This is a genomic window from Streptomyces sp. LZ34, from assembly GCF_053890475.1.
This window is the reverse complement of the sequence record NZ_CM132680.1, coordinates 8,534,025-8,560,034: the sequence shown is the minus strand read 5'-3', so window position 1 is coordinate 8,560,034 and position 26,010 is coordinate 8,534,025. Positions and strand designations below refer to the sequence as shown.

At 70.6% G+C, this 26,010-nt stretch carries 27 protein-coding genes; 12 read left to right on the top strand and 15 right to left on the bottom strand.

Translation table 11 applies throughout. The features are described from left to right. Position 1: 1 nt before the first annotated feature. Positions 2–244 (bottom strand): helix-turn-helix transcriptional regulator, encoded by a 243-nt coding sequence (locus ACWY4P_RS36095; protein WP_014179785.1) that lies wholly within the window; start codon positions 242–244, stop codon positions 2–4. Positions 245–413: 169 nt separating this feature from the next. Between ACWY4P_RS36095 and ACWY4P_RS36090 the strand changes: the two genes are divergently transcribed. From ACWY4P_RS36090 to ACWY4P_RS36065, 6 genes are all read left to right on the top strand, one after another. Then, positions 414–1,511 (top strand): Ldh family oxidoreductase, encoded by a 1,098-nt coding sequence (locus ACWY4P_RS36090; RefSeq protein WP_456204746.1) that lies wholly within the window; start codon positions 414–416, stop codon positions 1,509–1,511. Then, on the top strand, positions 1,508–1,810 hold the full coding sequence (locus ACWY4P_RS36085) for a putative quinol monooxygenase (protein WP_456204745.1): 303 nt from the start codon (positions 1,508–1,510) through the stop codon (positions 1,808–1,810). Before ACWY4P_RS36090 ends, ACWY4P_RS36085 begins: the two co-directional genes overlap by 4 nt. A 40-nt stretch (positions 1,811–1,850) precedes the next feature. Next, on the top strand, positions 1,851–2,285 hold the full coding sequence (locus ACWY4P_RS36080) for a cupin domain-containing protein (protein ID WP_456204744.1): 435 nt from the start codon (positions 1,851–1,853) through the stop codon (positions 2,283–2,285). Further along, positions 2,282–3,685, top strand: a complete 1,404-nt coding sequence (locus ACWY4P_RS36075) for an aldehyde dehydrogenase family protein (RefSeq protein ID WP_456204743.1) — start codon at positions 2,282–2,284, stop codon at positions 3,683–3,685. Before ACWY4P_RS36080 ends, ACWY4P_RS36075 begins: the two co-directional genes overlap by 4 nt. 210 nt (positions 3,686–3,895) lie before the next feature. Continuing rightward, positions 3,896–5,221 carry a C4-dicarboxylate transporter DctA gene (gene dctA, locus ACWY4P_RS36070; RefSeq protein ID WP_456204742.1) on the top strand — a complete coding sequence of 442 codons (1,326 nt, stop codon included), beginning with the start codon at positions 3,896–3,898 and terminating at the stop codon, positions 5,219–5,221. A 260-nt stretch (positions 5,222–5,481) separates the two neighbouring features. After that, positions 5,482–6,339 (top strand): NmrA/HSCARG family protein, encoded by an 858-nt coding sequence (locus ACWY4P_RS36065; RefSeq protein WP_456204741.1) that lies wholly within the window; start codon positions 5,482–5,484, stop codon positions 6,337–6,339. A gap of 93 nt (positions 6,340–6,432) precedes the next feature. Here ACWY4P_RS36065 and ACWY4P_RS36060 read toward each other — a convergent pair whose 3' ends face one another. Together ACWY4P_RS36060 and ACWY4P_RS36055 are read right to left on the bottom strand one after the other, a co-directional pair. Further along, entirely contained in the window at positions 6,433–6,807 is a 375-nt protein-coding gene (locus ACWY4P_RS36060; protein WP_456204740.1) for a hypothetical protein, read from the bottom strand. Positions 6,808–6,818: 11 nt separating this feature from the next. Next, entirely contained in the window at positions 6,819–7,541 is a 723-nt protein-coding gene (locus ACWY4P_RS36055; RefSeq protein ID WP_456204739.1) for an SDR family oxidoreductase, read from the bottom strand. A 106-nt stretch (positions 7,542–7,647) separates the two neighbouring features. Here ACWY4P_RS36055 and ACWY4P_RS36050 point away from each other — a divergent pair, with 106 nt between their 5' ends. Next, the gene (locus tag ACWY4P_RS36050; protein ID WP_456204738.1) at positions 7,648–8,484 is read left to right on the top strand and encodes a helix-turn-helix transcriptional regulator; all 837 of its coding nucleotides are present in this window, start codon (positions 7,648–7,650) and stop codon (positions 8,482–8,484) included. Between the two features lie 324 nt (positions 8,485–8,808). On the opposite strand, the gene ACWY4P_RS36045 is transcribed toward ACWY4P_RS36050, so the two are convergent. Genes ACWY4P_RS36045 through ACWY4P_RS36035 form a run of 3 tightly spaced genes read right to left on the bottom strand, consistent with a single transcriptional unit; the run spans position 8,809 to position 10,903 of the window. Further along, positions 8,809–9,675: a haloalkane dehalogenase gene (locus tag ACWY4P_RS36045; protein WP_456204737.1), complete on the bottom strand. Its 867-nt coding sequence runs from the start codon at positions 9,673–9,675 to the stop codon at positions 8,809–8,811. Positions 9,676–9,686: 11 nt separating this feature from the next. After that, on the bottom strand, positions 9,687–10,076 hold the full coding sequence (locus ACWY4P_RS36040) for a pyridoxamine 5'-phosphate oxidase family protein (RefSeq protein WP_456213172.1): 390 nt from the start codon (positions 10,074–10,076) through the stop codon (positions 9,687–9,689). Between the two features lie 2 nt (positions 10,077–10,078). Next, positions 10,079–10,903, bottom strand: coding sequence for an SDR family oxidoreductase (locus ACWY4P_RS36035; RefSeq protein ID WP_456204736.1), 825 nt, complete (start codon positions 10,901–10,903; stop codon positions 10,079–10,081). A 110-nt stretch (positions 10,904–11,013) separates the two neighbouring features. Here ACWY4P_RS36035 and ACWY4P_RS36030 point away from each other — a divergent pair, with 110 nt between their 5' ends. Beyond that, positions 11,014–11,607 (top strand): TetR/AcrR family transcriptional regulator, encoded by a 594-nt coding sequence (locus ACWY4P_RS36030; protein ID WP_456204735.1) that lies wholly within the window; start codon positions 11,014–11,016, stop codon positions 11,605–11,607. A gap of 39 nt (positions 11,608–11,646) precedes the next feature. Here ACWY4P_RS36030 and ACWY4P_RS36025 read toward each other — a convergent pair whose 3' ends face one another. Then, the gene (locus tag ACWY4P_RS36025; protein WP_456204734.1) at positions 11,647–12,753 is read right to left on the bottom strand and encodes a hypothetical protein; all 1,107 of its coding nucleotides are present in this window, start codon (positions 12,751–12,753) and stop codon (positions 11,647–11,649) included. Positions 12,754–12,899: 146 nt separating this feature from the next. On the opposite strand from ACWY4P_RS36025, the gene ACWY4P_RS36020 reads away from it, so the two are divergent. Further along, positions 12,900–14,123, top strand: a complete 1,224-nt coding sequence (locus ACWY4P_RS36020) for a DUF4032 domain-containing protein (protein ID WP_456204733.1) — start codon at positions 12,900–12,902, stop codon at positions 14,121–14,123. 173 nt (positions 14,124–14,296) lie between these two features. After that, entirely contained in the window at positions 14,297–15,775 is a 1,479-nt protein-coding gene (locus tag ACWY4P_RS36015; protein WP_456204732.1) for a hypothetical protein, read from the top strand. 127 nt (positions 15,776–15,902) lie between these two features. On the opposite strand, the gene ACWY4P_RS36010 is transcribed toward ACWY4P_RS36015, so the two are convergent. The 8 genes from ACWY4P_RS36010 to ACWY4P_RS35975 all read right to left on the bottom strand — a co-directional run bounded on the left by ACWY4P_RS36010 (position 15,903) and on the right by ACWY4P_RS35975 (position 23,663). Beyond that, complete coding sequence (locus ACWY4P_RS36010; RefSeq protein WP_456204731.1) at positions 15,903–17,504, bottom strand: AMP-binding protein; 1,602 nt, start codon at positions 17,502–17,504, stop codon at positions 15,903–15,905. A 10-nt stretch (positions 17,505–17,514) separates the two neighbouring features. Then, on the bottom strand, positions 17,515–18,486 hold the full coding sequence (locus ACWY4P_RS36005) for an alpha/beta fold hydrolase (protein ID WP_456204730.1): 972 nt from the start codon (positions 18,484–18,486) through the stop codon (positions 17,515–17,517). Positions 18,487–18,528: 42 nt separating this feature from the next. Then, positions 18,529–18,885 (bottom strand): acyl-CoA thioesterase, encoded by a 357-nt coding sequence (locus ACWY4P_RS36000; protein WP_456204729.1) that lies wholly within the window; start codon positions 18,883–18,885, stop codon positions 18,529–18,531. A 19-nt stretch (positions 18,886–18,904) separates the two neighbouring features. Continuing rightward, positions 18,905–19,381, bottom strand: a complete 477-nt coding sequence (locus tag ACWY4P_RS35995) for a holo-ACP synthase (RefSeq protein ID WP_456204728.1) — start codon at positions 19,379–19,381, stop codon at positions 18,905–18,907. Continuing rightward, positions 19,357–20,307, bottom strand: coding sequence for an acyl-ACP desaturase (locus ACWY4P_RS35990; protein WP_456204727.1), 951 nt, complete (start codon positions 20,305–20,307; stop codon positions 19,357–19,359). Before ACWY4P_RS35990 ends, ACWY4P_RS35995 begins: the two co-directional genes overlap by 25 nt. Beyond that, complete coding sequence (locus tag ACWY4P_RS35985) at positions 20,304–20,600, bottom strand: hypothetical protein (protein ID WP_456204726.1); 297 nt, start codon at positions 20,598–20,600, stop codon at positions 20,304–20,306. The genes ACWY4P_RS35990 and ACWY4P_RS35985 overlap by 4 nt, the downstream gene beginning before the upstream one ends. A 142-nt stretch (positions 20,601–20,742) precedes the next feature. After that, positions 20,743–22,215 (bottom strand): cytochrome P450, encoded by a 1,473-nt coding sequence (locus tag ACWY4P_RS35980; protein WP_456204725.1) that lies wholly within the window; start codon positions 22,213–22,215, stop codon positions 20,743–20,745. Positions 22,216–22,229: 14 nt separating this feature from the next. Continuing rightward, complete coding sequence (locus tag ACWY4P_RS35975; RefSeq protein WP_456204724.1) at positions 22,230–23,663, bottom strand: MFS transporter; 1,434 nt, start codon at positions 23,661–23,663, stop codon at positions 22,230–22,232. Positions 23,664–23,914: 251 nt separating this feature from the next. Between ACWY4P_RS35975 and ACWY4P_RS35970 the strand changes: the two genes are divergently transcribed. Then, positions 23,915–25,717, top strand: coding sequence for a fatty acyl-AMP ligase (locus ACWY4P_RS35970; protein WP_456204723.1), 1,803 nt, complete (start codon positions 23,915–23,917; stop codon positions 25,715–25,717). A 25-nt stretch (positions 25,718–25,742) separates the two neighbouring features. Continuing rightward, positions 25,743–26,009, top strand: coding sequence for a MoaD/ThiS family protein (locus tag ACWY4P_RS35965; RefSeq protein ID WP_456204722.1), 267 nt, complete (start codon positions 25,743–25,745; stop codon positions 26,007–26,009). Position 26,010: the final 1 nt, after the last annotated feature.

Below are 26,010 nucleotides of genomic sequence, written 5' to 3'. Positions count from 1 at the left end.
GCTATTTCCTCCCGTAGACCTCGTCCGTGAGCGGCCGGAACGGCTCGAGCGAGAACAGCGCCTCCACCGGCAGCCCGAAGAACTTCGCGATCTTCAGCGCCAGGTCGAGGCTCGGGTTGTACTGCCCCCGCTCGATATAGCCGATGGTCTGGTAGTGCACCCCTACCGACTCGGCCAGGCTCTGACGCGACACTTTCCGCTCGGCGCGCACCATCGCCAATCTGTTGTGCACCTGCTCGCTCATATATAAGAAGTACTACATCCCGCAGTACCGCTGCAACAGATCCGCCGACGCGTGACCGCCACCACCCCACCCCTCCCCGTGACTTCCTCGTACGCGCTGATGTATACAGGAATGGATACAAATCTGTGTCCGCCCTGCCCCCTCACCGACCTGACGCGAGGACAGCCTCATGCCGCATACCGTCCGCGCCGCCGACCTGCTCCGGTTCGCCACCGCCGCCGCCGAAGCCCATGGCGTACCGCCCGGGGACGCCCACCTCCTCGCGGACACGCTGGTGACCGCCGAGCTATGGGGGCATCCCTCCCACGGGATGCTGCGCCTGCCGTGGTACCTGGACCGCCTGGCCACGGGCGCGACGGCCCCGGTCGCCGACCCGCGGATCGTGAGTGACGGCGGGGCGGTGCTGGTGGTGGACGGACGGGACGGGCTGGGGCAGGTGCTCGCCGACCGGGCGGTGGGCTGGGGCGTCGAGCGGGCCCGGGAGCACGGGATCAGCGCGGTGGCCGTACGCGACTCCGGTCACTTCGGCACCGCCGCCTACTTCACCCGCAAGGCCGCCGAGCGGGGCTGTGTGGCGATCCTCGCCACCAACGCCAGCCCAGCCATGGCCCCGTGGGGCGGGCGGGAGAAGCGCGTCGGCACCAACCCCTGGTCGATCGCCGCGCCGGGCGGCCGCTACGGCACGGTCGTGATGGACATCGCCAACACGGCCGTGGCGCGCGGCAAGATCTACCACGCCAGGGAGCGCGGGCAGCCGATCCCCGAGGGCTGGGCGGCCGATGCCGACGGCGTGCCGACCACCGATCCGCGCCGGGCCGTCGAGGGGCTGATCCTGCCGATGGCCGGCCACAAGGGGTACGCCATCTCGTTCATGTTCGACGTGCTGGCCGGGGTGTTGACCGGCAGCGCGTTCGGGACCTCGGTCGTCGGTCCGTACCGGCCGACGGGCCGCAGCGGCGTGGGCCATCTGCTGATCTGCCTCGACATCCGCGCGATGGCCGAACCGGCCGAGTTCGAGCGGCGGGTGGAGACGCTGATCGAGGAGACCAAGGCCACCCCCACCGCGCCGGGCGCGGCCGAGGTCTTCGTCCCCGGCGAGCCGGAGGCCCGTACCGCCGAGCGGCTGCGGACCGAGGGCATCGCGGTCGCCGAGGACACCTGGCGCTCCCTCACCCGCGTCGCCACCGCCACCGGCGCGCCTCTGCCCACCCCGATCACCACCCCGGCCACCACCCCGATCGCCGCTTCCAAGGAGCTCCCCGCATGATCGCGCTGACCGTATCCCTCCAGGTCGTCCCCGGCTGCCGCGACGACTTCCTGGCCGCCATCGAGGAGAACGCCGAGCGCTCCTTCCACGACGAACCCGGCTGCCGCTTCTTCGACGTCGTCTGCGATCTGGGCGACGACCACCACTTCGTCTTCCACGAGATCTACGACGACGAGGCCGCCGTCGAGGCCCACCGCTCCGCCCCGCACTTCGCGGTCTGGCGCGAGGCCGCCGCGAAGTACGTGGTGCCCGGGAGCCAGGTCAACACCCTCTCCCGCCGTCTGTTCCACCACTCCTGACCCCGCAGGCCCGCACCTCGAAGAACGGAACCCGACCCCCATGTGCACCAAGCCCGCCGCACCGAACCTGCTCATCCACCCCGCCGAGGTCGAACGCTTCGACCGCGGCGGAGGTGTCGCCACCCTCCCCTACGTCGGCAAGTGGAACTCCGACACGGCCGTCATCACCACCGGCCAGACCGTGTTCCAGCCGGGCACCGGACTTCCGCTGCACAGCCACAACGTCGAGGAGTCCGTGCTGATCCTCCAGGGCGAGGCGACGGCCGAGATCGACGGCGAGCTCTTCGACCTGGAGGCCGGCCAGGCCACCTGGGTCCCGGCCGGTGTTCCGCACCGGTTCTTCAACCGGGGCGCGGGCGTCATGCGGATCTACTGGGTCTACGGCGGGCGGGACGTCACCCGGACCATCACCGCCACCGGCGAGACCTTCGAGCACCTCTCCGAGCACGACAAGGGAGGGGCGCCCACCGCATGAGCGACAACACCATGAAGGTCGTCAATCCCGCTACGGGTCAGCTCATATCGGCCGTCGAAGGGTGGGACGCGGAGCGCGTCGAGGCGGCCGTGGAGCGGGCGCACACGGCGAGCCGCGCCTGGGCGCTGCTCCCGGTCGCCGAACGGGCGGCCCGCGCCGCCCGCCTCGCCCGCGCGCTGCGCGAACACCGGGGCGCGCTCGCCTCCCTGGTCGTGGCGGAGATGGGCAAACCGGTGAGCGAGGCGGAGGGCGAGGTCGAGAAGTCCGCCCTCACCGCCGAGTACTACGCGCGGCAGGGGCCGGCCATCCTCGCCGACCGGCACATCGAGGTCGACGCCGCCGAGGCGGCCTGGGTGTCCCACGAGCCCCTGGGGCTGGTGCTGGCGGTCATGCCGTGGAACTTCCCCGTCTGGCAGGTCATGCGCTTCGCCATCCCCTCGCTGGTGGCGGGCAATGGCGTGCTGCTGAAGCACGCGTCGAACGTGACCGGGAGCGCGCTGGCGCTGCAGGACCTGTTCGTGGCGGCGGGTTTCCCCGAGCACCTGGTGACCGCGCTGCTGATCGCGGAGCCCGACGTGCCCGAGGTCACGGCCCGGCTCATCGCGGACGACCGCGTCGCCGCCGTGACCTTGACGGGAAGCAACCGGGCGGGTGCGGCCGTGGGCTCGGCGGCGGGGCGCGCGGCGAAGAAGTCCGTTCTGGAGCTGGGTGGTTCGGACGCCTTCGTGGTGCTCGACGACGCCGATGTCGGGGCGGCCGCGGCGGCCGCCGTGAAGGCGCGCTTCGCCAACTCCGGCCAGAGTTGCGTCTGTGCGAAGCGGTTCATCGTCAGCGAGTCGGTGGCGGACGCCTTCACCTCCGCGTTCGTGGCCGGTGTCGAGGCGCTGCGGGTCGGGGACCCGCGGGAGCCGGACACCCAGGTCGGCCCGCTGGCCCGGGACGACCTGCGCGCGGCGATCCACCGGCAGGTCCAGAGCTCCGTGGCCGCCGGGGCCCGTCTCCTCACCGGAGGCCGTCCCCTGCCGGGCGACGGCTACTTCTACGAGCCGACCGTCCTGGCGGACACCGGGCCGGGCATGGCCGCCTTCGACGAGGAGACCTTCGGCCCGCTGGCCGCCCTCGCCGTCGCCCGGGACGACGAGGACGCCGTCCGGCTCGCGAACGCCACCGCGTACGGGCTCGGCCTGAGCGTGTGGACGGCGGACCCGGTCCGCGGTGTGGCCCTGGCCCGCCGCGTCACCAGCGGCGCGGCCTTCGTCAACGCGATCGTCGCCTCGGACCCGCGGCTGCCCTTCGGCGGCACCAAACGGAGCGGATACGGGCGGGAGCTGGCGGCCGAGGGCCTCGTTGAGTTCACCAACACCCGTACGTACTGGGTGGGGCGCACGGTCGGCCGCTGATCTCCTGTCACCACCCGTGTGACCTGCTGGGTTTCTTCCGGGGTCCCGTCTGCGCGGCTGCGCGGACGGGGCCTTTGGTGTTCCGGGGACACCGCCCCAGAAGTTGTCGACAGAGGTCTATACAGTTCTGAATTCATCCCTGTATACAGAGATGTGTTTCCGGGTTTCCGGATCTCCGGCCCGTAGCAGGGCCCGTAGAAGGGATGAGAAATGTCCAGCACTCCGAGCGCGGCAGCAACGACGCGCGGCATCGGATACTGGCTGCGCCAGCTGTGGGTTCAGGTCCTCATCGGCGTGGCGGCAGGCATCGTGGTCGGTGCGGTGTGGCCGAGCGCCGCCGTGCGGATGCAGCCGTTCAGTGACGGATTCGTCGGCCTGATGAAGATGATCGTCGCACCGGTGATCTTCTGCGCGGTGGTCCTCGGCGTGGGCAAGGTGGACAGCATCGGCCGGGTCGGCCGGGTGGGCGCCAAGTCACTCGCCTACTTCATCGTCCTGACGGGGCTGTGCATGGCCGTCGGCCTGGTGGTCGGCAATGTGTTCCAGCCGGGCGCGGGCATGCACATCGACGCGTCCTCCCTCAGCACGGAGGACCTGCCCGAGGGCACCACCGGCACCCACATCGACCTGCCCGACTTCGTACTGTCGATCATCCCGACCACCATGTTCAGCGCCTTCACCGAGGGCGAGATCCTGCCGGTCATGCTCGTCTCCGTGCTGTTCGGCATCGGCGTCAAGGCCGTGGGCGAGCCCGCCCAGGGCCTGCTGCGCGGCGTGGAGAACCTCTCCCAGGTCGTCTTCAAGGTCGTCGGCTGGGTCATGCGCACCGCCCCGCTCGGCGCCTTCGGAGGCCTGGCGCTGACCGTCGGCAAGTACGGCATCGGCACCCTCCACCAGCTGCTGATCCTGATCGCGATCTTCTCCGTGACCTGCCTGGTGTTCATTCTCGTCGTCTTCGGCGGGCTGCTGCGCTACACCGGCCTGAACCTGTTCAAGCTCTGCCGCTATCTGAAGGAAGAGCTCCTGATCATCCTCGCCACCTGCTCCAGCGAGGCCGTCCTCCCCCGCATGGTCGGCAAGATGGAGCACCTGGGCGCCTCCCGGCCGGTCGTCGGCCTCACCCTGCCGGCGGGCTACTCCTTCAACCTCGACGGCACCGCCATCTACCTCACGATGAGCTCGCTCTTCCTCGCCCAGGCCCTGGACATCCACCTGTCGCTGGGCGAACAGCTCACCATGCTCGGCATCATGATGCTCACCAGCAAGGGGGCGGCCGGTGTCCCCGGCGGCGCCTTCGTCGTACTGGCCAGCAGCGTCAGCATCATCGGCCACGTCCCGATGGCGGCCCTGGCCCTGATCGTCGGCATCGACCGCTTCCTCAACGAGGGCCGCATCCTCACCACCGTCCTCGGCAACGCCGTCGCCACCATCTTCATCGCCAAATGGGAGGGCGAGTTCGACCTGGAACGCGCCAAGGCGGTCCTCGACGGCAAGGACGTCGGCCCCGTCACCAACGCCGCCGGCGTACGCGCGTAGCCATCGCGCGGGCTATCGCAGAGCCGCCGCCACCAGCCCGCGGATCTGCTCCTCGGACACGCTTCCGCCGTTCACCAGACCGTGCGGTAGTAGGCGGAGGTGGTGCCGGGTCACCGTCCAGGCCATCCTGCGACACGGCGACTGGGTACCACCGCGGCTGCCATCCGCTCGCTGATCATGTAAGACGGTGGGGGCGCACCGGCACGAGCGCGCCCATCGAGTTCCGAGGCCGTGGGCCTCGGCTGTTCTACGGAGTACGCATGATCACAGTACTGGGAGCCACCGGTGGACAGGGCGGCGCGGTGACACAGGCGCTGGTGGCGTCTGGGCAGGGCGTTCGGGCTGTGGTCCGTGACCCCGCGGCGCCGCGGGCGCGCCGGCTCGCCGAGCAGGGGGTGGACGTGGTCCCCGGCGAGCTGTCCGACGCCCGGTCGCTGACGGCGGCTTTCGACGGCTCGTCCGCCGCCTTCGCGGTGACCACGCCGTTCGAGTCGGGCACGGACGCGGAGGTGCGGCAGGGCCAGGCGATCATCGAGGCCGCCGGCCGGGCGGGGCTGGCGCATCTGGTGCTCGCCTCGGTGGCCTCGGCGAACCGTTCCACCGGCATCCCCCACTTCGAGAGCAAGGCGCGGATCGAGCGGCTGCTGACGGAGACGGACCTGCCGGCGACCGTGATCGCACCGACGTACTTCTTCGAGAACGCCCTGGGCGGCCTGGACGAGATCGCCCAGGGCACGCTGTCGCTCGCGGTGCCCGCCGACACCCCGCTCCAGCAGATCGCCCGCCGCGACCTGGGCGCGGTCGTGGCCGCCGTGATCGCCGACCCCGGGCAGTGGATCGGACGCCGGATGGAGGTCGCGGGCGACGCGCCCACACCACGGCAGATGGCCCAGGCGATCACCGCGGCGGCCGGCGGTCCGGTCGAGTACCGCCATGTGCCGCTGGACCTGGTCCGGCAGGCCAGCGCGGACATGGGAGCCATGTTCACGTTCCTCACGGAGACCGGCTACGCCGTGGACATCCCCGCGCTGCGCGCCGACTTCCCGGACATCGCCTGGACCTCCTTCACGGACTGGGCCGCCGACCAGCAGTGGCCGCGGCCTCGTCCGTTGGGCTGAGCCGGGTCCGACAACTGAAACTGGTCCGACAACTGAAAGGGGCCAACCCGCCGGGACAGGGCACCGGAACAGTGGCCGAAGGGCCGGGTGCGGCTATACCCAACGGCGAATGGCGTCGATCGTCGTCTCCGGTGAGGTGTTGAAGCAGAACCGGATCCCGGATGCCGTCGCGGCCAGCACGTTGATCAGCCGTTCGAACAGAAGGGTGTGCTCGGGCGCCATGCGCACACCGCCTCCGATCATGACCACGCCGAACGATCCCTCGGAAAGCCGTTCGCGGATGGACTTCTCCGCCGCGTCCGGGTCGGATGCGACCAGGCACGTCACCGCGTCGAAGCCAGCCATCCGCAGAGCCGCATCGCCCTGCTCGATCCGTGCGGTGAGCGTCGCCTCGTCGAGGCCCGGATGCTTGGTGTAGTCGATCGCGCTCGGGTGGAGCCCGATCGTCAGAATCCTTATCCTTGTCATTTTCTGTGCTCCTACCAGGGGACGGGGCCGTTACGGTCGAAGAAGCCTCCGGTCGGCCCGTCCAGGTCCAGGGCAGCCAACCGGACGATCGCGTCGGTGCCTTCGGCGAGGGTGTGGATGCCGGTGTGATGGTTCATGTCAGTGGCGGGGAAGCCCGGATCAGCAGCGTTGACCCTGAACTCGGGCAGCGCTCGGGCGTACTGGGACACGACCATGTTGAGCGCCGTTTTTGACGAGGCGTAGTCCAGGCTGAGGAAGCCGGACTCGGGGCGGGCTGGGTCGCCGGCGTGTGTCAGTGAGGCGAGACCGCTGGACACCATGACGATACGCGGCTGCTCGGACTGGCGAAGCAACGGCAGGAACGCGTGCGTGACCCGCACCTGACCGAACACGTTGGTCTCGTACAGAGCCCGTACCGCGTCGACGTCCACGTCGGCCGGATCCAGCAACGGACCACCGACTCCCGCGTTGTTGACCAGGACGTCCAAGTGATCCACGCGCCCGGCGACGGCCTTCACGGCCGCCGCCACTGAGTCGTCCGAGGTCACGTCGAGTTCGACGAACTCGACATCGAGCCCCTCACCCGTCAGCGTGTCCGCGGCCAGCATGCCGCGTTCCCGATCCCGGGCGGCCAGGAAGACCAGCCATCCCTCCCCTGCCAGGCGGCGCACGGCCTCCCGGCCCAGCCCTTTGTTCGCTCCGGTGACCAGCGCCACCGTCTTCGTGTCTGCCATGGGGTGATCGTCGGTGAGCGCGCCCGGTCACACCAGGGCCGCTGAGGCATGGGACCCGCGGTACCAGCCCGCCAGGCCGGCGCGATCCGTGCGGCATCATTGAGGAATGAACCGCGCCGAACTCGCCGAGGTGCTCCGCAGAGCGCGGGCGCGCGTGCGACCGCAGGACGTCGGGCTGCCGTCGGGAACGCACCGCCAGGTGCCGGGCCTGCGCCGGGAAGAAGTGGCGACGCTCGCGGGCCTGAGCGTCGACTACGTGGTCCGGCTGGAGCAGGGGCGCGGCCCGCGCCCCTCGCCCCGGGTCATCGCCGCTTTGGTCCAGGCCCTGCGGCTCAACGACGACGACCGCGACCTGGTGTTCCGGCTCGCCGGCCACGAACCGCCGCACGCCGGACGCATCGCGATGACCGTACGGCCCACCGCTCTGCGACTCCTGGACCGGATGTCGGATCTGCCCGTGCTGGTGCTCTCCGCCAAGGGCGACGTGCTGGCCTGGAACCCCCTCGCGGCGGCGCTTCAGGGCGACATGTCCGCGTGGCCGCGGCAGCGACGGAACCTCATCTGGCAACGTTTTCTCGGTAGTAGCCGCTGTCAGGTGGCCACGGGCCCGGGCGAAGACGACGCGGCCGCGCGCGCCTCGGTCGGCACACTGCGTGCCGCCCAGGCCCGTTACCCCGATGACCCCGACCTCGCGCAACTGATCACGCAGCTACGTTGTGGCAGCCCGCGCTTCGAGGAGCTGTGGCAGGAGGGGTGTTCCACCCCCTGGCGTGTCGCGACCAAGAGCATCAGCCATCCCCAACTGGGCACGATCACGCTCGACTGCGACACCCTCCTGCTCCCGGACGGCAACCAGACCGTGTTCGTGTACTCGGCCGAGCCGGGAACCCCCGAAGCTACGGCGCTCGACATGCTGCGGGTGACCGGGCTCCGGCGTGCCTGAGAGGCGTTCGATACCGGTTCGGGCCTCCGCCAGAGGTTTCGAGCGGAGGTACTGCCCGATTTTCGATCCTGAGCAGTGAGCGGGAGTGAGTCCGCGCACTGGCACGCCCCGAACGGTCTTGAGCGCTGGCCCCGCACACCGGCGCCGAACCCGTCGTCCCAGAGCGCGAGTTCACGCCACCCCGCCACGCAGGGGAAACCTCAACCCCGGAAGCCGACCATCACACGATCGAGCTCACCCGGCCTTATTCGCACCTCTCGGCCAGCAGTTACCACCTCTTCTGCCCGGTTGATCCGCATCATCCGTCGGCGGTTCGGCAGGCCTTCACGGGAGGCGCAGGCCGTGGCTGTCCGCCCAGGCCGCTATGGCGGCGGCGATCAACTGCGGCTGATCCTCCGGCGTGTGGTGCCCGGCGACGGCCTCGGAGCGCTCGATCTCCAGGCCGGCGATATTCTCCGCGCACCACGCGATGATGTCCTCGTGCATCATCGCCCCCGGCCCGGGCGCGAACGTGAGCAGTAGTTTGGGCACGTCGGGGCTGGCCTTCAGCCACCGGTCGTACGCCTCGATCCTGGCCACGACGTCGGCGGGCTCGCCGCCCAGCGGCATCGAGCGCGGCCAGCGCAGAAGCGGCAGCCTGCTCTCCCGGGTCGGGTAGGGCTTGCGGTAGACGTCGAGGTCGCCCTGGGTGAGGGGGGTGGCGACGGTGCCGGGCAGGGCCTGTTCGATGAAGGCGTTGTCGTCGAGGATCATCGCCTCGCCGATGCCGTCAGTCTTGATCGCCCGGAACAGCTCCCGGCCGCCTTCGGGAAACTCCTCCCAGGCCATCGGCTTGACGATGGTTTCGGTGAACGCGATGCCGCGCACCCGGTGCGGATGGCGCGCGGCCCAGTCGAAGGCCAGCGCGCCACCCCAGTCGTGCCCGACCAGTACCACGTCCTGAAGGTCGAGCGCGTCGAACCAGGCGTCCAGGTAGCGGGCGTGGTCGGCGAAGGTGTAGTCGATCTCGGGCTTGCCCGACTCGCCCATGCCGATCAGATCGGGGGCCAGCAGCCGTCCGGGGCCTACGGCCGGCATGACGTGCCGCCACAGGTAGGAGGAGGTCGGGTTGCCGTGCAGGAAGACGATCGGCGTCCCGGTGCCGGACTCCCGGTAGTGCATGGTCGAGCCGTGGAGGTGCTGAACAGGCATGATGCGCTCCTTTAGCGGAGGTTGAGGTGAGTGACGCGGTCGACCGCGATCTCTATGACCACGCGGCCGGGCGGGGCAGGCGGCGGCGTTCCGTAGCGCGTGGTGTAGCGGCGGGCGCCTTCGGCCACCCGCTCGGGTGCGTCGTGCACGGTGGCGGGCCCTTCGAGCGTCACCCACCGGAACCCCACCGCCTGGCAGAGCGCCGCGCGCCCGCCCGGCCCGGCGATGAGGTTTCTGGCCTTACGCGTCGTGTCGACGGTCAGGACACGGGCGAGACCCGCACGGGCGTCCCAGGTGAAGCGCACCGCGACCACGTGGAGCGAGCTGTCGGGGCGCAAGGTGGTCAGGGTGGCTATGTGCGGCTCGGCGAGGAAGTCCTCGGCCGACACGCTCACCGGCACGCTCACCGGAAGGCCGCGATGTTGCGTTCGGCCCAGGCGGCGAAGGTGCCCGGCGCCCGGCCCAGGACATGTGCGACATCGGGGCTCACCCGCTGCTCGTCCTCGGTCGGTTCGCCCAGGATGGCCAGGGTGCCCTCGACCACGGGCAGCGGCATGAACCGCGCCATCTGCTCATGGGCCTCCTCGCGGGTCTGTTCGGTGAAGCGGACCGGTTCGCCGAGGGCTGCCGCGATCGCCGCGGCCCGCTCGCGCGGGGTGGTGGGGGCGGGGCCGGTGAGGGTGTAGACGGCGCCGAGGTGGGCGTCCGGGCGGCGCAGGACGGCGGCGGCGACCGCGGCCACGTCATCGGGGTCGATGAAGGGCAGGCCCACGTCACCGAACGGCGCCGCGACCGCCCGTCCCGTACGGATCGACTCGGCCCAGGCGAAGGCGTTGCCGGCCATGCCGCCGGAGCGCAGGACCGTCCAGTCCAGTCCCGACTCCCGTACGGCCGCCTCGAACAGCCCCGGGTGACGGTATGCCTCCGGGCGGGTCCCCGCGCCCTGCGAGGACAGCAGCACCACCGTGCGGATTCCGGCGGTATGCGCCATCTCCATGATGCCGCGCGGGTCCTCCCCCGCCACCAGCAGGAACAGCGCTTCGGCCGCCTCGAACGCGCCTCGCAGGCCGGCCGGTTCGGCCAGGTCGGCGGCCACCGCCCGCACCCCCGGCGGCACATCGGCGTCGGTGATGTGCCGGGCCACGGCCGTCACCGGCACCTCGGCCTCGGCGAGCATCCGCACCAGCGCCCGCCCGACGTTCCCGGTCGCACCAGTCACCACGATCATGTTGTTCTCCCTGTTCGATGAGCGAGTTGTTTGGTTAGTTAGTCGACTGACTAACTCGGCACGAGGAGAAGCTAGCACAGTTCGACCACCGGCTGTCTATAGTTAGTCGGGTGACTGACTCAGAAGATTCGCCGCCCCGTCCGCGCAAGGCCGTCGGCAAGCGGCAGCGGCTGACGGCCGCCGCGGCCCGGGTCTTGCATGAGCAGGGCGTGGAGCGCACGACCATCGCCGACATCGCCCGCGCCGCCGATGTCCCGGCGGGCAACGTGTACTACTACTTCAAGACCAAGGACGAGCTGGTCGAGGCGGCCCTCGCCGAGCATGTCTCCCATCTGAAAGTTCTCACCGACCAGCTCGACCAGCTCCCCGACCCGCGCGAACGCCTCAAGAGCCTGGTGGCCGCCTGGGTCGGCCAGCGCGACATCGCGGCCCGCTACGGCTGCCCCACCGGCACCCTCGCCACCGAGCTCGGCAAACGCGACGAAGGCGGCCTCGACCTCGTGGCGGGCCATGTCGTCCGGCAGCTGCTGGACTGGGTGGAGCGGCAGTACCGCGAGATGGGCGTGGCCGACCCCGAGGGCCTGGCGCTCGCTCTCGTCGGCGCCTACCAGGGCATGTCCCTGCTCTCCAACGCCCTGCGCGACCCGGAGATCATGACCCGCGAGGGGGCCCGTCTCAGCCGCTGGCTCGACACCCTGACCTGAATCAGCGGGACCTGATCAACGGGACTGATCAACGGGGTCTCACAGGGTCCACAGGTGCAGGACGTCCGAGGCCTCGGACCAGGTGAGCCAGGTGCCGTCGCCCAGCGCCGTGGGCCAGCTCGACAGGGGGAACGGGTAGTCGATCTGCCCGGTGAGGCGCATCCGCGCCGCGTCCAGCAGCCAGTTGCGGCCGACCTCGCCCCCGGCTATCAGGTCGCTCTCGAACGTCCCTGTGATGACGGTGTCCTCGTCGAGGAAACCGGCGTTGTGGTCCCACCACACCTCTCGGTGCTCGAATTGCGCATCGGGGTGAGGAGGCACGGCGGCCTCGGCGACCAGCTCGGCGAGCACCGAGCCGTCGGCGGCGCGGTGCACGGCGAGCGTCTCCTGGTAGTGGGTGACCGTCAGAAAGCGGTCGCCGGACGGGCTGATCGCCAGCAGCACCCAGTCGTCGTCGCCCAGTCGGTCGACGGAGAGCGTCCGACCGTCCCAGCGGCCCCACAGCAGCGGCGCCCCGTCCTGGCCCTCGCCGACGCTCAACGCCATCTGCCCGGGGTCGGGGTGCGGCACATGCTCCGAGCCGACGGCCGACGTCTGCGCGTCCATCCGGCCCAGCACCCGGCCGTCCGCGGCGTCGAGCACCAGCCATTCGTCGAGCGCGCCCGGATCGGGGTCGGCGTCCGAGGCGAGCGGGCCGCGGATGTGCGCCCAGACCAGCTTGCCGTCCGCCGAGACGGCCGCCGAGCCACTGCCGGTGTACGGGTGCTCGTCCAGGTCGGCGTACTCCTCGTACGACATGTGCGACGCGCGGCAGCGCCCCTCCCAGCAGCCGTGCCGGACCTCCCATCGCACCGCGCCCGTCGCGTCCACGGCCCGCAGCGCGTGCACCCCGACGAAGACGGCGAGGTCCCGGCGGGGGGAGACGGCGACCCTGCCGAACCGGCGCGGCCAGGGCGCCGGGAAGCGGACCACCGCGGCCTCGCCCTCGGCGGCGTACTCGTCGAGGTCGTACGCCGCCACCTCGGCGTCGCCGCGCTGCACGACCAGCCGCATCCCCGGCCCGATCTGCGGAATCGGGGCGTCCACCCCAGCCCGGCCGTGCAAGGGCGCTGGGAAGGTGGTGACGAGACGGGCGGCGAAGGTCATGGCTCCTCCGGTGTGAACGGCGTCATGAGAACCGTACGGCGAGGGTCTGACAACGGCCGTCGGTCACCGCCCGGCCAGGTGTGATGCCCGTCGCTGCCGGGCGCCGAACCCTGGACTCCGGCGCGCCGGTGTGTCACTGGTTTCCCATGGACCTCAAAATCACCGCGACCTCCCCCGAGCATCCGGCCGCCCTCCTGGACCTCCCGTGGAGCGTCCCGCTGGAGCAGTGGCCGGATGAGCATCTGGTCGCGCTGCCGCGTGGTATCTCGCGCCATGTGGTGCGGTTCGCGCGGGCGGGCGGGGAGGTGGTCGCGGTCAAGGAGGTCGGCGAGTGGGCGGCCGTGCGGGAGTACGGGCTGCTGCGGGACCTGGACCGGCTGGCCGTGCCCGCCGTGGACGCGGTCGCGGTGGTCACGGGGCGGACCGATGAGCGCGGCGAACCGCTGGAGCCCGCGCTGATCACCCGCCATCTGGTGGGCTCGCTGCCGTACCGGTCGATGTTCGAGACGACGATGCGGCCCGGCACGATCAAGCGGCTGCTCGACGCGCTCGCCGTGCTGCTGGTGCGGCTGCATCTGAGCGGCTTCGCCTGGGGCGACTGTTCGCTGTCCAACACGCTGTTCCGACGGGACGCGGGCGCGTACGCGGCGTATCTGGTGGACGCGGAGACCGGGCAGCTCCATCCGCGGCTGTCGGGCGGGCAGCGCAGCTATGACATCGAGGTCGCCCGGGTGAACATCGCGGGCGAGCTGATGGACCTGGAGGCGGGCGGGTCGCTGCACCCCTCCGTGGATCCGGTGCTGTTCGGCCGGGAGATCGTCGAGCGGTACGACGAGCTGTGGCACGAGCTGACCCGCGAGTCGGTCTATCCGCTGGCCAAGCGGCACTACATCGACCGGCGGGTGCGACGGCTGAACGATCTCGGTTTCGATGTCGCGGAAATGCAGATCCAGCGGTCGCCGGATGGAGATACGGTCACTTTTCTGCCGAAAGTCGTGGACGCCGGTCACCATCAGCGGCAATTGTTGCGGCTGACCGGTCTCGACGCGGAGGAGAATCAGGCGCGCAGCCTCCTGAACGATCTGGAGACATGGATGGTCTCACAGGACGACTACGCTCCGGGCGACCCGCTCGGCGCGCGCCCGGAAGTGCTCGCGCACCGCTGGGTCCGCGATGTCTTCCGGCCCACCGTGCGGGCCGTGCCCCTGGAGCTGCGGGGTTCCACCGATACCGCGCAGATCTACCACGAACTGCTCGAACACCGCTGGTCGTTGTCCGAGCAGGCGGGCCGGGACGTGGGGCTCGAGGCGACGGTCGAGGACTACGTGCGGACGATACTCGGTCCCCGGCAGACCGAATTCGGAAAATAATCCGCGGAACATTTCCACTGGAATTTGGATCAGTAATCGCGTGAACTGCGGTTTCCCGAAAATCCGCACCCGCGCCGTGCATCAATGGCGCGAGTTTGATAGAAATCCTTCTCGCTGTCGTTCCACATATTTGTGTGACCCGTGCGACCACCCCTGCGAGAAGGAGAATTGCGATGTCCCAGCCGCCCCCGCCGCCCGGCCACGGTTATCCGCCGCCGGGGCCCCCGCCCCCGGGGCCGCCGCCGGGCGGGGGCCGGGCCGACCGCCGTCGGAAGTCGAAGTCGAAGTCGCCCGCCGGGGTCATCGTCGGCGCGGTGGTGGCGCTCGTGCTGGTCGCCGGCGGTGTCTGGTTCGCCGTGGGCAAGGACTCGGGCGACGGCGGGGGCGGGAAGGGCGGCGACTCGGCGTCCGGGGCCATCGACGCGCAGGTGCTGGGCCAGGTCCCGATGCCGAAGGTCGCCAAGATGGTCGACACCGCGGGCATGTGGGTGACCGACAAGAACTTGGTCAAGGCGGACGTCAAGAAGATCGTCGGCTATCCGCTCACCGGGGGCTCCGCCTCGTGGGAGATCCCGCTCGACGGTGAGATCTGCTGGTCGTCGCCGCAGGTCACCGAGGCGGGCCTGACCGCGATCCTTTTTGAGGACGACTCGCAGAACCCCTCGGTGTGCACCCAGGTCGGCCTGGTCGACCTGAAGAAGGGCAAGCTGGTCTGGACGAAGCAGGGCCGGGAGACCGGTGAGCTGGCGTCCGACAGCCCGGTCATGTTCGACGAGGTGACCATAGGCGGCGACACCGTGGCCGCGGGCGGCATCAGCGGCGGCGCGGCCTGGTCGACCGACGGCAAGCCGCTGTGGATGCCGGACTCGGACGAGGACTGCTCGGACAACGGCTATGTCGGCGACGGACCGAAGCTGATCGCGGTGCGCGAGTGCGAGGTGTCCGGCAGCCCGCAGCTGGAGGTCCAGACGGTGGACCCGAAGACCCGGGCGGTGAAGTCCTCGTACAAGGTGACGTCGGGCATCGAATACGCCCATGTGGTGTCCACCGACCCGCTGGTCATCGGGATCAACGCGGGCGACTCGTCGGGGTCGGGGGTCTCCGACTTCCTGGCGATCGACGACAGCGGCAAAGAAGGCAAGCTGCTGAGCAAGTTCGGCATGGAGGGCGGCAAGTACGAGGCCGACTGCGAGGCGACCGACGTCGGGGGCTGTACGCAGATCGTCGTCAGCAAGCCGGCCGGCCTGCTCTATCTGGGCACGGACTACCGCGCGAGCGCCGCGTCGGGCCCGTCCAACGAGATCGTCGCCATCGACCTGAAGACCGGCAAGGTGACCGCCAAGGCCGACGGCGCCGAAGGCGGCCCGCTGGTGCCGCTGCGGCTCGACGAGGACGGCTCCTCCGTCCTGGCGTACCAGGAGCCCACGATCAGCCGGGGCGGCGCGGTCTGGCTCATCGACACCAAGTCGTACGAGAAGAAGAAGCTGATGCAGAACCCGGAGGACACCGCGTTCACCGAGAACAGCTACACCTCGGACGGGCAGGTCATCTACACGGACAAGCGGCTCTACATAGGCAGCAAGAACGCCATGAAGCCCGCGACCGAATCCCACGAGAAGGTGCCGCTGGCCCTGGTGCTCGGGGCGAAGTAGCCCCCGGACCGTCGATGCGCGGCTCCGGCGATGTGCGGCTCCACCGCGCGGCTTGGGCTCCGCCCCCGGACGGGGGTCTGGGGCAGGGCCCCGCGCGGTGGAGCCGCACGCGGTGGAGCCGCACATCTCACCCGCCCGCGGGCAGGTCGAAGGTCAGCCCCTTCAGCCGTCCCTGCTCGTACGCCTCCGCGATCGCCCGGCGCCGCAGCTTGCCGCTGCTGGTGCGCTCCAGCTGGCCGGGGCGCACATAGTGCACATCCGTGGCCCGTACCGTCACCCCGACCGTGCGCACCAGATGGTCGACGATCCGCGCCCGGCTGCCCTCGATGTCCTCGCGTGCCGTGCGGTCCACCTCGGACAGGACGACGATGTCCGCGCCGATCTGAAGCACGGCGGCGCGGCCGTCGCGCACGAACTCCAGCCGCTCCAACGCCTGCTCGAAGTCGGACGCGAAGTAGCTCTGGCCGCCCACCTTGATCCGGTCGCTGATGCGGCCGGTGATGAACAGCTCGCCGTCGTCGAGAAATCCGATGTCGCCGGTGGCGTAGTAGCCGTCGTCCCCCGTCAGCGGGGCCTGTTTGTCGAGGTAGGAGGCGGCCAGGCTGCCGCCGGTCAGCTCGATCTCGCCCAGCTGGCCGTCCTCGCACACCCGCCCCTGCTCATCGCGGAGGCGCACGGTGTACTCCGGCATCGGCCGGCCCACCGAGATGGCCGGCACCCCCGAGGGGGTGTCAACGACCCGGATCTCGCTGCTCACCGGGCGGCTGGAGACCAGCAGCACGGCCTCGGCCATGCCGTAGCAGGGCATGAACACATCGCGCCGCAGCCCCGCCGGGGCCATCAGGTCCAGGAAGGCGTTGAGGTTGGGCAGGTTGATGGGTTCGCTGCCGAGGTAGATCGACCGCACCCGGGAGAGGTCGATCTCGGCGAGTTCCTCGGCGTCGAGGTCCTGCATCAGCTTGAGCGAGTAGTCGACCGCGAAGTTGGGGATCACCGTGCCGGCGGCCCCCTCCCGAGCCATGTGCTCCCACCAGCCACGGGCATCGAACAGGAAGGTCACCGGCTCGGCGAGGAGCAGATCGCACCCCGTGGCGAGGCAGGACAGCAGTCCGCCGACCAGTCCCATGTCGTGGTAGAGCGGCAGCCAGCTGCTGACCCGCTCCTCGGGCTTCCGGCCGTCCGTACGGGTGATCATGGTCAGGTTGGCGCGGAGCATGTCCTGCCGGACCGGGATCCCCTTGGGGAAGGACGTCGACCCGGACGAGAACTGTACGAACGCCAGCTCGTCGGCCGCCGGGGTGCGCAGCCGGGCGCCGGGCTTACGGATCCCGGCCGGCGGCAGCGGCAGGCCGGGGACCGGCAGGTCGAGCGTGGCCAGGGTCGGGACCTCCAGCACGCGGGCCGCCTCGTAGTCCCGGGCGACCCGGCCCAGGAAGTCCAGATAGGCCTCCCTCGGCGTGTCCAGGACCAGCGGCTTGACCGACAGCGGGACGGCGCCGATCTCCATGAGGCCCAGGAAGGCGAAGATCACCGCGCTGGATGTCTCGAACGGGAACAGCACCCGCGTCCCCGGCTCCACGCCCTGGTCGCGGAAGAAGTCGGCGTACGCGGCGACCTGCTCCGGGACGTCCTGGTAACTGACGAACTCGGGCGGGTCGATGAACTTGTCGTACAGGTACAGGCCCCGTTCGGGCGGGCACTCCTGGTTGCGCTGAATGTGCTCGAGCACCGCGCCTCTCCTACTCGTCGGTCGTCTGTCCGGCGGCATCGCCGGTCGTGTCGCCGGTGGGGGAAATGCCGCGCATCCAGGCCACCAGCCGGGGCAGCACCTGCTCCTGGGCGCGGGCGCCGCGGATCACATCGACGTGGCCGGGGTCCCAGCTCAGCCCGGTCTCCCGGCCGAAGAGGGTGAACTCCGCGCCGCCGCCCAGGTGGTCGGCCAGCTTCCGGGCCCGGGCGGGGGACGCGTGGAAGGTGTCGCCCGCGCCGACCCCGACCAGCACCGGCAGCGTCACCTGTCCGAGGGCCTGCCAGTAGTCCGTCTGTCCGTCGGCGCTACGGAAGGCGCCGGAGGGGCCCCAGTCGGCGAACTGCCGCATCAGCCCCGGCGGTTCGTCCCAGCGGCCCTGCTTCAGCGCCCGCGCCGGGAACCGTCCGGCCAGCCGGGAGATCACCGCGGAGAAGGTCACCTGGGCCCGTTTGGACAGTCCGCCGTCGCTGAAGTCGTTGACCGCGGAGGAGACCGTGGCCACCCCGGCGAGTCGTTTCTGCAGGTCGGGGTCGACGCCGAGCGCGGCCAGGGCCGCATAGCCGACCATGCTGTGCGCCAGGACGAACAGCGGCCCGTCGTGGGCCGCCGACACCGCCCGGATCAGATCCGGCACGTCGTGGCGCACATAGGTGTCGAAGTTCCAGTCGTAGGCCCGCCGCTCGGGCCAGCGGCTGGGGCCGTGCCCGCGCAGCGAGGCCACGTACGCGGCGAAGCCCTCGTCCAGGAACGCCTTCGCGGGCCCCTGTCCGGACCTGCCGAGGAAGAACCCCCCGTCCGCGAAGAGGCCGGGGAGGAACAGCACACCGGGCGCTCCCCCGCTGTCGGCCCCCGGTCGCACCTGCCTGAGGTGCAGCTCATGGCCGTCGGAGGTCGGCACCCAGCGTTCGGTCTCCGCCGGGTCACCTGGCGGGTCACCTGCCGGATCGTCTGCCGTGCTCATCGCGCTCTCCATCCTTGCTCGTGCAGGCTCGTGCAGGCTCGTTCAGTTCGAGACGGCGGAGGCCGCGAGGAAGTCCTGCATCGAGACCAGACACCGCTGGGCGGCATCCAGGAAGGCCACGGTGACCAGGGCGTCCACCGCGGGGCGCGCCGCCTCCGGAAGGTGGAGTCGCTGCCGGAACCGCGCCCGGAAGGTGAGGTCGTCCTCGTCGAACTCCTCCGCGGACGGCGACTCGAGGGACGTACACACCTCGACCTGGCCGCGAGGGATCTCCGCCAGGTAGTCGATCTCGGTGCGGGCGACCACCGCGATCATGCGGTCGCCGTGCACCAGCCCCTGGCGGCCGAGCCAGTCCCACCGCCCGGCCTCCAGGTATTCGAGCGCGACCGCGTTGTTCACATGCCCCAAGGCATCGAGGTCATTGGGGCGCACCGGCAGGGTCAGCCGGGATTCGCCGAAAAACACGTCGTACCGCCCGATTGGTCGTGTCGAAGAAACGTGTCAGTGCCGCGGTCCCGCCGGTCACCATGACCACGGCGGATACGAAGCCGCCGCTGTGCGAGAGGGAAACGCTGACCCGGAGCCGGTGTCGGGCCAGATGGCCGGCCAGCGCTCCGTGGGCCTGGAACCGCGGTGCGCCACGGTGGTCGTGGACCAGCTCGGCATCGGTCCAGAACCAGGTCTCAGCCGCCGCCGGAATTGCTTTGAAAAGAGCTTCTTTGGCCGCGAACGCCCCCGCCATGCTCTCCAGGGGAGAGACCTTCGATTCGAAGTGGCGCAGTTCTCCGCGGGTGAAGAAGACATCGGGTTCACGGAGAGAGGAGGCGACCTCCAGTTCACTGATCAGCTGGAGGTCGTGCCCCAGACCGATCAGCTCCCGACGAGATCCATCCACGTGTCCTCGACCTCTTCACGGGAATGGACCTCGATCCCGGTGATCTTCTTCAGGGCGCCGCAGATGAGCTGCTCCTTCTTCTCCAGCGCCTCGGGACGGAAGTCGCTGTCACCCGTTTCGAGCTGATCCCACCAGTTCACATGCGAACCGCGCTGCTCCAGCTGCTTGCGGGCGCTGCCCTGGAGCTCACCCTCCTCGCGGAGGAAGAGGTGGGCCACCGCGAACGCGTCCTTGGCCGGGTATTCGCCGCTGTCCACCAGCGCCTTGGCGAAGGAGACGAAGTAGTTGCGGTGCTGAATCTCGTCGGCGGCGACCTGCTTGAAAATGCGGCGCAGCCCCGGGTCCTCGATGACGTGCTGGCACTGGCCGTAGTTGACCGCGGCCGTGATCTCCGAGATGGCGAGCAGCACCAGCGTGCGGAGCATGTCGTCGTCGGGGAACACCTGGCGGAACTGGATGAAGGTCTCGTCCGAGATCGGCTCCATCCCGCTGAGATCGGCCAGCCGGTTGAAGACCGTCTCGTGGTGGGCTTCCTCTTCGTTCCAGTAGCGGCTCCAGGTGCCGCACGCCTCCATGATCGAGGCGACCGTGGGGTTCTTGTCCTGCCAGCGCCGGACCTCGGCCTCCGCCTGGCGCTCGAGACGGTCCGCGCCCGGCTTGGTGGTCAGCTCGGCCCGGCCCGCGTTCCAGACCAGGTTGCGGTCGAGCGGGGTGAGGCTGGCCAGGTCGACGGCCTCCAGCATCTCCACGACGCTCCACCGCCGGGACTCGTGCAGCCGCTGCTGCTCCCAGGTGACGTCGACCAGGGACATGCCGCGCTTGGTCAGCGCGTCATAGAGGTCGGTGGTGATGGCGGCCGGCCCGTCGGGGGCGACCGACCGGCGGATGACCGGGGACGCGGCCTGGTCCGTCTCGGCGATGCTCATGCGGCCGCCTCCTTTTGCTGACGCTCGAATTCCTCGAGGAAGGTCTTCAGCACGGTCGTAATCGGCGTATCGAGAGGCAGCGCCGGGAGGCGCACCCGCACACCGTAGTCCTTCCGCAATGCGTTTGCGGTGCGCGCAAACGCTTCCATGAGATCGATGCTGTTGGTCATTCGCGGGCTGGCGGCGACCACATCGGCCAATGTCGCGTCGGCCGTGAATAGCTGCTCTTCCGTAAGATCTGCGTTCTCTGCGAATTTCTTCCGGATGTAAGGCTCTACCTCAGGTGCGACCATGGTCCAGAAGCGTACTGGCTTTCGGCTCTTTCGGCCAAGTGATAGGAGACACAGGCCAGTTGATGCCAACCGGAACAAACGGAGGGCGTCAATCCGAGTTACCGAATCCTCCTGTCCGGCGATATCGCGGCAATGTCGCCAATTAGGTGCGAGGGCGCACACCTACCCGCACCGGACCCTTCGTCAGCAGCGTGATCCCGGCGCCGAGTGGAACGTCGCCGCCGTCCGATGCGTCTTCGATGTCGTATTCCCGCAGCAGTGTCGCCAGGCTCAGCACCGAATGCAGCGTCGAGAAGTGCTGCCCGATGCAGGCCCTGGGCCCGCCGCCGAACGGGAAGTACGCGTAACGCGGCCGACCGGCCTCCGCCTGTGGGGTGAAGCGCTCCGGGTCGAAGCGCTCCGGGTCCTTCCAGTAGGCGGGGTGGCGGTGGGCGACCCACTGGCTGACGAGAACGGCGGCACCGGCCGGGATACGGCGGCCGCCGATGACGGTCTCGGCCACGGCGCGGCGGCTGACGGCCGGGGACGGCGGAAACAGCCGCATGGCCTCCTTCAGCACCATGGTGAGGCGGGGCAGGGCCTCCAGGTCCGCCGCGGTGGGGGTGCGGCCGTCGGGGAGCACCCGGTCCAGTTCGTCGTGCACCCGCCGCTGCTCGGCCGGGTGGCGGGCCAGGAGGTGGAGGGCGAAGGTGAGCGCGGTGGCGGTGGTGTCGTGTCCGGCGAGAAAGAAGACCAGGACCTGTTCCCGCAGTTCGGCGCGGGTCAGGCTGCCGTCCTCGGCGTTCTGGGTACGGATGAGGAGGGTGAGCAGATCCTCGACGCCGTCCTCCGGTCCGGGTCCGGGTGCCCGCTCGTCGCACTCGTCGCGCTCCCGGCCTTCCGTGCGCTTGCCGATGATGGCGTCGCACAGCGCGTACAGCCCGGCCTGGGCCCGGGCGGCGCGGCGGTTGGCGGGGGTGGGCCAGTCGCGGGGCAGCTTGACCGGGGACAGGGCGCGGGCCCGCGCGCGCTCGTTGAGCATCGGCAGGCTGTCCCGGACGACCTCGATGGTCTGCTCGACGTCGGAGCCGAACAGGACGCGGCCGACGACGCGCAGCGCGTATCCGCGCATTTCCTCCACCAGCTCGAGGGTGCCGCCGGCGCCGCCCGGGGTCTCCCGCCAGCGGGCGGCGAGGGCCGCGGCCTCCGAGGTGACGGCGGTGGCGTAGCTCTCGACCCGGCGGCGGGTGAACAGCGGCTGGATGAGCCGGCGCTGCCGCCGGTAGTCCTCGTCCTGGCTGGTGAGCAGGCCATTGCCGAGAGCCTGTCGCAGCTCCTCGTAGATGACGTTGTCCTTGCGGAAGTTGGCCGCCTCCGTCGCCAGGACCTGCTGGACGCCCTCGGCCGAGAACACGGCGTAGATGTCCCGCCGCAGACCGGGCGGCCCGGCGCGGAACCGGACGACGTCGCCGTGGTCGCGGCGGGCCCGCAGGTAGGCCGCCAGCGGGTCGCCCAGGAGGTCGGGCATCGAGCCGAGCAGCGGCGTTCCGGCCACGGTCGGCGCTTCGGTCACTCCGGTCACTTCGGCCGCTCCGGTCACTCCGGCCGCCGTGGTCGCTGTCGCCTTGCTCGCCATCGTCGTCTCCGGTGTCAGGCCGCCGGGGCCGTGGTGCGGCGTACGGTCACGGCCGTGAGCACCGCCACCCCGAAGGCGAAGCCGATCGAGAGGTACCAGGTGTTGCGCGCTCCGCCGAGCGGGTCGCCCGCGGACGAGGTGACGATGGACACCGCGAGCGCCGTGCCGAGGACGGCGCCGAGCTGGCGGAAGGCGGCGTTGGCCGCACTGGCGGTGGCCAGCCGGCTGGGCTCGACCCCGGCCAGGGCCACCCCGCCCAGCACCGGCCAGACCAGGCCGGCGCCAAGACCCATGACGGCCGCCCCGGGCAGCCAGTGGGTCAGGAAGTCCGGGTCCTGGCCGCCGCCCCAGAACAGCAGCAGGGTGCCGCAGATGTAGATCAGGCAGCCGGCGATGACGACCAGCGGGTCGCCGAACTTCTCGGCGAGGCGGCCGGCCGGCCGGGCCACCAGGGCGCTGGCGAGCGGCGGTGGTGTGGTGGCGAGGCCCGCGGTGAGCAGGGACCAGTGCCAGTGGCCGGTCAGGAACAGGATGTTGTTCAGGATGACGGCGTAGAAGGTCACCGAGAACAGCATCGAGCCGATGTTGCCGCCCACGGCGTTGCGCGAGCGCAGCAGATCGAGGGAGACGACCGGGGCCGGGTGGCGTGCGCTGCGGACCACCGCCGCCGCCGCCAGCACCGCCCCGGCGACCAGGCAGCCGATGGTGCGCGCGCTCGCCCAGTCCCAGTCCGGGGCCTTGACCAGGCCCAGCGCGAGCAGGCCGAGGGAGGCGCCGAGCAGCACCGAGCCCAGGACGTCGGGGGTGGGGCCGCCGCGTTCGCGCTGCTCGGCGAGGTGCCGGCCGGCCCATACGGCGACGATCCCGATCGGGATGTTCACCAGGAACACCGCCCGCCAGCTCCAGTGCTCGGCGAGCAGCCCGCCGAGGCCGGGCCCGATCCCGGCGGCCAGCGCGGCGGACGCGCTCCAGATGGTGATCGCCACCAGGCGCCTGGCCATCGGGAACATGGGCAGCAGCAGTGCGAGCGAGGTGGGGACGAGGATCGCGGCGCCGACCGCCTGTACCAGCCGGGCGCCGATGAGGACCGCGGCCGAGTCGGCGATCCCGCAGACCGCGGACGCGACGGTGAACGTGGCGAGACCCACCACGAAGGCCCGTCGGCAGCCGAGCCGGTCGGCCGCCCGGCCGGCGGGCATGAGGAGCGCGGCGATCACCACGTTGTAGCCGTTGAGCACCCAGGACAGCGTGGGCAGGTCGGTGGTGTCGAAGGTCTCGGCGATGTTGGGGAACGCCACGTTCACGATGGTGCTGTCCAGGAATGCCACGAAGGCGCCGAGGCAGCACAGCAGGACGAGCCTGACGGGTGGCTTGGCGGGTGGCTCGGCGGCGGGATCGTTCGCCACGGCGTCCCGCGTTCCGTCGGGAGCGACCGGTAAGTCGGTCATGGGCAGGTGTCCCCTCCTGGACAGGCACGCGGTCTGAGGCACCGATCCTTCACCCTGATCCTTCACCCTGGTGAGGCTGATCACGATGCTCGTTGTTACCCGCGAGTGTCAATCCCCCGGCGGCCCCGCGGAACCCATCTCGGTCCGCTCGGCCCACCGCTCAACCCACCGCGAAAATAAGATCGTTGACGGTTCGTCAACGTTGCTGTAACACTTGCTCGCCGTGTCGATCACGGGGGGAGACGGCTCAGTTGGCTGGTCCACATGGGCGCGGGGCCAAAAGCTTCGCGCGGCTGCTGCGTGAGCGGGCGGCGCAAGCACCCGATGCCCTCGCCTACCGGTTCGTGGCGGACGACGAGTCGGCCGCCGAGATCACCTACGCCGAGCTCGACGCACGCGCACGAGCCGTCGCGGCCAGGCTGTCGGCCGCCACCGGCGGGCGGCCCGACCCGGCGCTGCTGCTCTTCGCGCCCGGCCTGGACTACCTCGCGGGGCTGTTCGGCTGCTTCTACGCCGGGGTGCCCGCGGTGCCCGCCTTCCCGCCCGACCCGGCGCGCCTGGCGCGTACGATGCCGCGGCTCGCCGCCATCATCGAGGACACCGGCTCGGACACCGTCCTGACCACCTCGGACATCGCGCCGCTGCTGGCCGAGTGGCTCGCCACGGCGCTCGCCGGCCGCACCCCCCGTCTGATCGCGACCGACCTGGCCGACCCGACTGACCCGACCGGCGACGCTTCGCCGGACGAGGGTTCACTGCCGGAGATCCGGCCGGACCGGCTGGCGCTGCTCCAGTACACCTCGGGGTCGACGTCGCTGCCGCGCGGCGTCATGCTCAGCCACGCCCAGCTGATCGACAACTCCTCACAGATCGCCCGCGGGTTCGGGCTGCACCGGAGCAGCTCGGGCGGCGTCTGGCTGCCCCCGTACCACGACATGGGGCTGATCGGCGGCATCCTCACCCCGCTGTCCTCCGGCATTCCGGTGACGCTCATGTCGCCGGTGACGTTCCTGCGCCGCCCGCTGTCCTGGCTGCGCATGGTCTCCCGCTACGGCGTGACGGTCACCGGCGGCCCGAACTTCGCGTACGACCTGTGCGTACGGCGCGCCAAGGACGCGGACCTGGAGGGGCTCGACCTGTCGGGTGTCGAGCTCGTCTTCACCGGCGCCGAGCCGGTCCGCGCCGACACCATGGCACGCTTCGCCGAGCGTTTCGCGCCGTGCGGCTTCAGAGCCGAGTCGTTCTATCCGTGTTACGGGCTCGCCGAGGCGACTCTGTTCGTGACCGGCGGCAAACCGCTGGGCGGCTGGCGCTCGGTGTCGGTCGCGCGCGACGCGCTCGAGGCGCACGGCACGGCCCGCCCGGCCGGGCCGCAGGAGCGCTCCAGGTCGCTGGTGAGCTGCGGCTCCCCCGGCCCCGAGACCAGGCTGCTGATCGCCGACCCGGCCACCCGCGAGCCGCTGGGCGAGGGCGCGGTGGGCGAGATCTGGCTCGACTCGCCGAGCGTCGCCGACGGCTACTGGCGGCGCCCGGAGGACACCGACGCCACCTTCGGCGCCACGACCACCACCGGCGAAGGCCCGTATCTGCGCACCGGCGACCTCGGGTTCGTCCTGGACGGCGAGCTGTTCCCGGCGGGGCGGCTGAAGGACCTGGTCGTCGTCAACGGGCGCAACTACCACCCCGTCGACATCGAGCGGGTCTGCGAGGCCGAGGTCGCCGACATCCGCCGCAACTGCGGCGCCGCCTTCGCGGTCGAGGACGACGAGGGCGCGGCCGAGCGGTTGGTGCTGGTTTACGAGGCAAACCCCGTAAAAGAAGGGGCAGCGGGGGATGAGGCGCGATACGGGGCGGCCATGGAGGGGATCCGGCGGGCGGTCTCGATGGAGCTGAGCGTCCCGCCGTACACCGTGGTCCTGGTACGGCCGCGGACCATCCCCAAGACGTCGAGCGGCAAGGTGCAGCGCTGGCTGGCACGCCGCCAGTTCCTCGCCGGCGAACTCGACGAGCTCGCCCGCTGGCAGGCTCCCGCCCGGCCCGCGCCCGCGATATGACCACATCCACGAGGGGGAAACCGACGTGATCGTCAAAGTGCGGGGCGTCCTGCTCCGGTTCACCGGCTACGAGAACGAGATCGAGGTCGGCGGCGCCACCGTGCGCGCCGGACTGACCGCGCTGACCGACCGCTACCCCGACCTGGCCGAGGTGCTGATGGACCGGGAGGGAAGCGTGCGCGCCACGCATCTGATCGCCCTCAACGGCGAAAAGCTCTCCCTGGACGAGCTGGACCGGGAGGCCACCGAGGACGACCGGGTGGACATCGTCACCGCGATATCCGGGGGCTAGC